The 7,046-nt window shown below is 62.2% G+C and carries 6 protein-coding genes; 5 read left to right on the top strand and 1 reads right to left on the bottom strand.

All coding sequences use genetic code 11. From position 1 onward, the window contains the following. Positions 1–36: 36 nt before the first annotated feature. Positions 37–2,220, bottom strand: coding sequence for an NADP-dependent isocitrate dehydrogenase (locus ABZS45_RS07935; protein ID WP_412099357.1), 2,184 nt, complete (start codon positions 2,218–2,220; stop codon positions 37–39). A gap of 182 nt (positions 2,221–2,402) precedes the next feature. Here ABZS45_RS07935 and ABZS45_RS07930 point away from each other — a divergent pair, with 182 nt between their 5' ends. The 5 genes from ABZS45_RS07930 (at position 2,403) to ABZS45_RS07910 (ending at position 7,045) form a co-directional block, all read left to right on the top strand. After that, positions 2,403–3,638 carry an MFS transporter gene (locus ABZS45_RS07930; RefSeq protein WP_412101157.1) on the top strand — a complete coding sequence of 412 codons (1,236 nt, stop codon included), beginning with the start codon at positions 2,403–2,405 and terminating at the stop codon, positions 3,636–3,638. A gap of 10 nt (positions 3,639–3,648) precedes the next feature. Next, positions 3,649–4,548 (top strand): exodeoxyribonuclease III, encoded by a 900-nt coding sequence (locus ABZS45_RS07925; protein WP_412099356.1) that lies wholly within the window; start codon positions 3,649–3,651, stop codon positions 4,546–4,548. Between the two features lie 65 nt (positions 4,549–4,613). Continuing rightward, a complete protein-coding gene (locus tag ABZS45_RS07920) occupies positions 4,614–4,805 on the top strand; it encodes a hypothetical protein (protein ID WP_049157254.1) in 192 nt (63 codons plus the stop codon). 48 nt (positions 4,806–4,853) lie between these two features. Then, positions 4,854–5,888, top strand: a complete 1,035-nt coding sequence (gene trpS, locus ABZS45_RS07915) for a tryptophan--tRNA ligase (protein WP_070511442.1) — start codon at positions 4,854–4,856, stop codon at positions 5,886–5,888. Between the two features lie 74 nt (positions 5,889–5,962). Beyond that, the gene (locus tag ABZS45_RS07910) at positions 5,963–7,045 is read left to right on the top strand and encodes a YhjD/YihY/BrkB family envelope integrity protein (RefSeq protein WP_070754608.1); all 1,083 of its coding nucleotides are present in this window, start codon (positions 5,963–5,965) and stop codon (positions 7,043–7,045) included. Position 7,046: the final 1 nt, after the last annotated feature.

Below are 7,046 nucleotides of genomic sequence, written 5' to 3'. Positions count from 1 at the left end.
TCGGAAACGGTGACCGGGGCCGGAATGACCGAGCGCTTACTTCTTCAGGCCGTCAATGATGTCGTTGAAGGCAGCAACCGGGCGCATGGTCTCGTTGAGCTTCTCCTCGTTCGGGGCGTAGTAGCCGCCGAGGTCGACGGGGGAGCCCTGGACGTCGAGAAGCGCCTGCTCAATCTCGCCAGCCTTGGCCTCGAGGGCCTCAGCAACCGGCTTGAAGGCCTCCGCCAGCTCGGCGTCGTCAGACTGTGCAGCCAGCTCCTTGGCCCAGTTGAGGGTCAGGAAGAAGTGGGAGCCGCGGTTGTCGTTCTCGCCCACCTTGCGGGACGGGGACTTGCCCTCATCCAGCAGGGTCTCGGTGGCCTTGTCCAGCGCAGCGGCCAGCACGCCAGCCTTAGCGTTGCCGTTGGTGTTGTGCTCGTGGCGGAAGGACTCAGCCAGAGCCAGGAACTCACCGAGGGAATCCCAGCGCAGGTGGTTCTCCTCCTGGACCTGCTGGACGTGCTTCGGAGCGGAGCCGCCGGCACCGGTCTCGAACAGGCCGCCGCCAGCCATGAGCGGAACCACAGACAGCATCTTCGCGGAGGTGCCCAGCTCGAGGATGGGGAAGAGGTCGGTGTTGTAGTCACGCAGGACGTTACCGGTGACGGAGATGGTGTCCTCGCCCTTGCGGATGCGCTCGACGGAGATCTTGGTCGCGGTGACCGGGTCCTCGATGGAGATGTCGAGGCCCTCGGTGTCGTGATCCTGCAGGTACTTCTTGACCAGCTCGATGAGGTTGGCGTCGTGGCCGCGCTCCGGGTCGAGCCAGAAGATGGCCTTCATGCCGGACAGGCGAGCACGGTTGACAGCCAGCTTGACCCAGTCCTGGATCGGGGCGTCCTTGGTCTGGCAGGCGCGCCAGATGTCGCCAGCTTCCACGTCGTGGGAGATGAGGGCCTCGCCCTTGGAGTTGCGGACCTCGACGGTGCCCGCAGCCGGGACCTTGAAGGTCTTGTTGTGGGAGCCGTACTCCTCAGCCTTCTGTGCCATGAGGCCGACGTTCGGGACGGTACCCATGGTGGTCGGGTCGTAAGCGCCGTTAGCCTTGCAGTCCTCGATCACGGCCTGGTAGACACCGGCGTAGGAGGAATCCGGGATGACGGCGAGGGTGTCCTGCTCCTCGTCGTTCTTGTTCCACATGTGGCCGGAGGTGCGGATCATGGCCGGCATGGAGGCGTCAATAATGACGTCAGACGGAACGTGCAGGTTGGTAATGCCCTTGTGGGAGTTGACCATGGCGAGGTCAGGACCGTCGGCAAGCGCGGCGTCGAAGGCAGCCTTGATCTCAGCACCGTTTTCGAGCTTGTCCAGCCCCTCGTAGATAGCGCCCAGGCCGTTCTCGCCGTTGAGGCCAGCGGCCTCGAGCTCCTCGCCGTACTTCTCAAAGACATCAGCGAAGAAAGCGCGCACGACGTGGCCGAAGATGATGGGGTCAGAAACCTTCATCATGGTGGCCTTGAGGTGAGCGGAGAAGAGAACGCCCTCTTCCTTAGCGCGGGCAACCTGCGCCTTGAGGAACTCATCGAGTGCCTTGGCGGACATGAAGGTGCCGTCGATGACCTCACCCTTGAGGACCGGCAGCTTCTCCAGCAGGGTCTGCTCGCCCTCGGCGGTCTTCAGGACGATGGAGAGGGTTTCCTCCTCCGGCATGATGACGGACTTCTCGTTGTGGCGGAAGTCGTTAGCGTCCATGGTGGCCACGTTGGTCTTGGAATCAGCGGACCACGCACCCATCTTGTGCGGGTTCTTCTTAGCGAAGTTCTTGACCGCAATCGGGGCGCGGCGGTCGGAGTTGCCCTCACGCAGAACCGGGTTGACAGCGGAGCCCTTGACGGCGTCGTACTTCTCCTGAGCCTCTTCGTACTCCGGAAGGTCGTAGCCGGCGGCCTGCAGCTCAGCAATAGCCTTCTTCAGCTGCACCAGGGAAGCGGAGATGTTCGGCAGCTTAATGATGTTAGCTTCCGGGGTCTTGGCCAGCTCGCCGAGCTCAGCCAGGGCATCGGAGACCTTCTTGTCACCAAGGCGCTCCGGGAACTGGGCCAGGATGCGGCCGGCCAGGGAAATGTCGCGGGTTTCCACCTCGATGCCTGCGGTGGACGCGAAGGCCTCCACGACGGGCTTGAAGGAGTAGGTCGCCAGCAACGGCGCCTCGTCGGTACGGGTCCAGATAATCTTTGCCATGGTTCTCCTAAAGAAGTTGAAAACTGTTCAACCTCACAGGATACCTGTCTTATTTTCTCGCGGTGCCGGTCCCCCTGTGACTCGCACCACCAGCGGGGGAAGTCTGTGTACTTGGCACAACCTTTCCGGCTGGACTTACGAGCTCGGGAGGGGAAGTACTAAGGTCTGCCCACGTGAAACCGATGAATACCCGTATCCAACGCCGCCCCGTCCCACGCCAGACGGAAATCTCCGCGACGCGCCGCATCATCGTCATGATCGCCATGGCGCTGGGTGCCTTCGCCATCGGTACCACGGAGTTCACCTCCATGGGCCTGCTGCCGCTCATCGCGGATGACTTCGGGATTACGGAAGACACGGCGTCGGTAGTCATCTCCGTCTACGCGCTCGGTGTCGTCGTCGGCGCGCCCATCATCGCGGCTCTCACCGCCAAGCTCCCACGCCGCCGCCTCATTATCTTGTTGATCGCTTTCTTGCTCGTGGGTAACCTGCTGACAGCCTTGTCCCCGAATTACGGCGTCCTGCTGGTGGCGCGCTTCATCGCGGGCCTGCCGCACGGCGCATACTTCTCCGTAGCTAATCTGGCAGCGGCATCGATGGCGCCGCCGGGCAAGCAAGGCTTTGCCATGTCGATGGTGGGCATGGGCCTTTCCGTTGCCACCGTGATCGGTGTACCGGCAGCCCAAGCCCTAGGCCAGGGACTGGGCTGGCATTCGGCCTACTACTTGGTCGTGGTCCTTGCGGCCTTAACGATGGTGCTGCTCTTTTTCCTCTTCCCGCACATGACGCGCATGCCGGAAACGGATATGTTCACCGAGCTCGGAGCGCTGAAAAACAGCCAGGTCCTGCTCACCGTCTTCCTCGGGACCGTCGGCTTCGGTGGCATGTTCGCCGTCTACACCTACATCACGTGGACCATGACAGACGTCGCCGGCATGGACCCGAGCCACACGTGGATTGTGCTCATGGCCTATGGCATCGGTATGACTGTCGGCAACGTCGCCGGCGGTGCGCTGGCGGACCGCAACCTGGAATTCGGAATCATTTTTGCGCTGATCTGCATGGTTGGTGTGTCGGTGACCTTCTACTTCGTGGCGCATAGCGCATGGGCGGGCACGATTATCTTTGGCGTCTTGGCCTTCTTCGGCTCCATCCTGGTGCCCTCTTTGCAGCTGCGCTTGGTCAACGTAGCGGGGGATGCGCAGACCCTCGCGGCGGCGTTGAACCAGTCCGCGCTCAACATCGCTAATGCAGCGGGCGCGGCTATCGGTGGCGCGGTCGTGGGCGCTGGGTATTCCTATAATTCCACCGCGCTGGCAGGTGCAGGCCTGGCGGTGGCCGGCTGCATCACCTGGGTCGTCACCATGTGGGACAAGCGCCGCCGGGGCCCTTCCGTGAAGATTATTGAACAGAGTTAGACTGACCGGCATGAGTTTCACCATCGCCTCCGTCAACGTCAACGGCATCCGCGCGGCCTGCAAACAGCGCAATGAGAACAACCCGGGCATGAACGCGTGGCTGGAGACCACACCCGCCGACGTCGTCCTCATACAGGAGGTGCGTGCCAACCCCGAGCAGACCCAAAAGGCCCTGGCCCCGGCCCTGGAGGCCGGATGGAACCTGGTGCAGGCCGAATCCGCCGCCAAGGGCCGCGCGGGCGTGGGCATCTTATCGAAGCATGCGCTTGGCGACGTCTCCGTGGGCTTCGGCTCCTTCGCCGAATCCGGCCGCTTCATTGCCGCCACCGTGGAAGGCGTGCGCGTGGCCTCTTTGTATCTGCCCTCCGGCGATGTGGATTCGCCGAAGCAGGATGAGAAGTACCTCTTCCTGGACGAGTTTTCTTCAGTCTTGGATGAGATGGCTGCGACCTACCCGGAGGCTGTTATCGGTGGTGACTGGAATATTTGCCACCGCGCCCAGGACTTGAAGAACAACAAGCCCAACGAGAAGAAGTCCGGCCACCTGCCGGAGGAGCGCGCTTTCATGGATCGCGTCTTTGGCTCCTTCCCGGATGCGCAGCCGCAGGAGAAGAAGGGGCTCGGGGATTGGCTCGGCGTGGTGGATTATGAGACCAAGACCGCCTGGGAGGCGGCCGCGGACCCGCAGTGGTTTGACGTCGCCAGGCGCCTGCACCCGGAGGCTGAGGGGCCCTATACCTGGTGGACCTACCGCGGCCAGGCTTTCAATAACGACGCTGGGTGGCGCATCGATTATCAAGCGGCCACGAAGTCTATGCTGGAGCGCGCGCAGCGCACGTGGGTGGAGAAGGCGCCGACGGTGGAGGAGCGCTGGTCCGATCACTCTCCTCTTCTGGTGGAGTACAAGTAGCCGAATCCAAGTAGTGGTACGATAATCCCGTCTTAACGTCCTTTTCTATTTCGCAGGAGATGCTCATGACCCGCGCAATCATCTACTTTGTCCTCGGCGCTATTCTGCTTGCCCTGGGTATCTGGTGGTGGACCATCGTCGGACCGTCCTTTGCCTTCCTTGGCCCGATCGTCCTCCAGGGCGTTGGCGGCGCGTTCATGGTGGCCGGTTTCGCCGTCATGATGGACGTCATTAGCCCGACCTCCCGCAAGATTTAATCGACGCACCGCCTCCCCGCCGGAGGCGGCAGAGTAGAGTAGTCAACCATGACTGACTCCACTTCTGCATCGACCTCCGCTTCTCGAGTCCTCTCTGGTATTCAACCCACGGCGGACTCCTACCACCTCGGTAACTACCTCGGTGCGCTCAAGCAGTGGATTGACCTGCAAGACTCGCACGAGGCCTTTTACTTCATCCCGGACCTGCACGCCATCACGGTGGAGCAGAACCCGGAGGAGCTGCGTCACCGTACTGTGGCGGGTGCTGCGCAGCTGATCGCGTTGGGCATCGACCCGGCGAAATCTACCCTCTTCGTCCAATCCCACGTCCCCGCGCACGCGGAGCTGACGTGGGTTTTGCAGTGCCTGACCGGCTTCGGTGAGGCCTCCCGCATGACCCAGTTCAAGGACAAGTCCCTCAAGCAAGGCCAGGACCGCACGTCCGTGGGCCTGTTTACCTACCCCGTTTTGATGGCCGCGGACATCCTCCTGTATTCCCCGCACTATGTGCCGGTGGGGGAGGACCAGCGCCAGCACCTCGAGCTCACTCGCAACCTGGCGGAGCGCTTCAACAACAAATACGGCGAGGTCTTCCGCGTGCCAGAGGCCTTCATTCCGGAGGGCTCAGCCAAGATTTATGACCTGCAGGAGCCGACGTCCAAGATGTCGAAGTCGGGCGCTAACCCGAAGGGCATCGTGAACCTGCTCGATGCTCCTAAGACCTCCGCTAAGCGCATTAAGTCCGCGGTGACCGATGACCTCGGCGTGGTGGCCTTCGACCGCGAGAAGCAGCCCGGCGTGTCCAACCTGCTGGCTATCCAGTCTGCGCTGACCGGTGAGAGCATCCCGAACCTCGTGGACAAGTACGCGGGCCAGGGCTATGGCCACCTGAAGGTGGACACAGCAGAAGCGCTGGAGGCCTTCACCACTCCGCTGAAGGCACGCTACGACGAGCTCATGGAAGACCGCGGCGAGCTCGAGCGCATCTTGGCTCAGGGCGCCGAGCGCGCCACGGAGATCGCCTCCCCGCTCGTGGACAAGGTCTACGAGGCGGTGGGCTTCCTCCCCGCGCGCCGCGGCTGAGTTGGTTAGCATGATGAAGACTGTGTAGAGGACTCTGTAACTTATTTCTGTAATTCATAAAAAGGGGAAAGCCTGTGGCGCCAACGACTCAACCCGATGAGAAGAAGACCGATGACTACGGCATCGAGCGTGCTAATGCCGATGAGCTGGGTGCGGTAGATAAGGTCCGCGAGAAGTCCGGTTTTATCGACCACATCATGAAGATGCTGGACCGCTACGGTAGCCAAGGCGGAAACCAGTTCGCGGCCGGCATTACGTATTTCTCGGTTCTGGCTATCTTCCCCATCTTCATGCTCACGGTGGCAGCCATCGCCACCGTGTTGGCCAATCGCCCCGATCTCATGCAGCAACTGGAGGAGCAGATCGCGAACTCCGTGTCTGGCGATCTGGGGGATTCGATTACGCAGATTCTGCATACCGCGATTGAACAGCGCGGCGCGATGTACGGCATCGGTGGCCTGACTACCCTGTGGTCCGGGCTGGGCTGGATGAACAACCTGCGCATTGGCATTTCGGCGATGTGGATGCAGGATCCGACTGACGCCCCGGGCAACTTTGTGACCAAGAAGCTCAGCGATCTGCTGGGGCTCATCGGCCTGCTCGTGGCCATGGTTATCGCCTTCGGCGTGACGGCGGCGGGTTCTTCCGGACTGACCCAAAAGATTTTCGAGTGGGTCGGTATTGAGTCTTTCCCTGGCATGGGCGCAGTGCTGGTTGTGGCCGGTATCGTCATCGGCCTTATCGCCAACTTCCTCGTCTTCTGGTGGATGGTGGCCTTCCTGCCGCGCACCAAGGTGCCCACCAAGTCGGGACTGATGGGCGCGGCCATTGGTGCGGTGCTCTTTGAGGTAATCAAGCAGCTGTCCACCGTCATCATGTCCTCCGCGGCGGGCAACCCGGCAGGCGCCGTGTTCGGCCCCGTCATTGTTCTCATGGTGGTCATGTACTTGGTCTGGCGCGTCGTGCTGTACGTCTCCGCATGGACGGCCACCACTGAAGAGTCCCTCGAGCTGCTGGTACCGCCCGTCCCAGACCAGGCTGTCATCCGCGTCCGCAACGAGATCCGCCAGGGCCCGAACCCGGGCGTGACCCTGGGCGCCGGTGCCGCCCTTGGTGCGGCCGCTGCGGGTGCGTGGGCCCTGCTGCGCCGAAAGTAGG

It is taken from the genome of Corynebacterium aurimucosum, assembly GCF_046895345.1.
Lineage (GTDB): Bacteria > Actinomycetota > Actinomycetes > Mycobacteriales > Mycobacteriaceae > Corynebacterium > Corynebacterium aurimucosum_G.
This window is presented reverse-complemented; position numbering and strand designations above follow the sequence as displayed.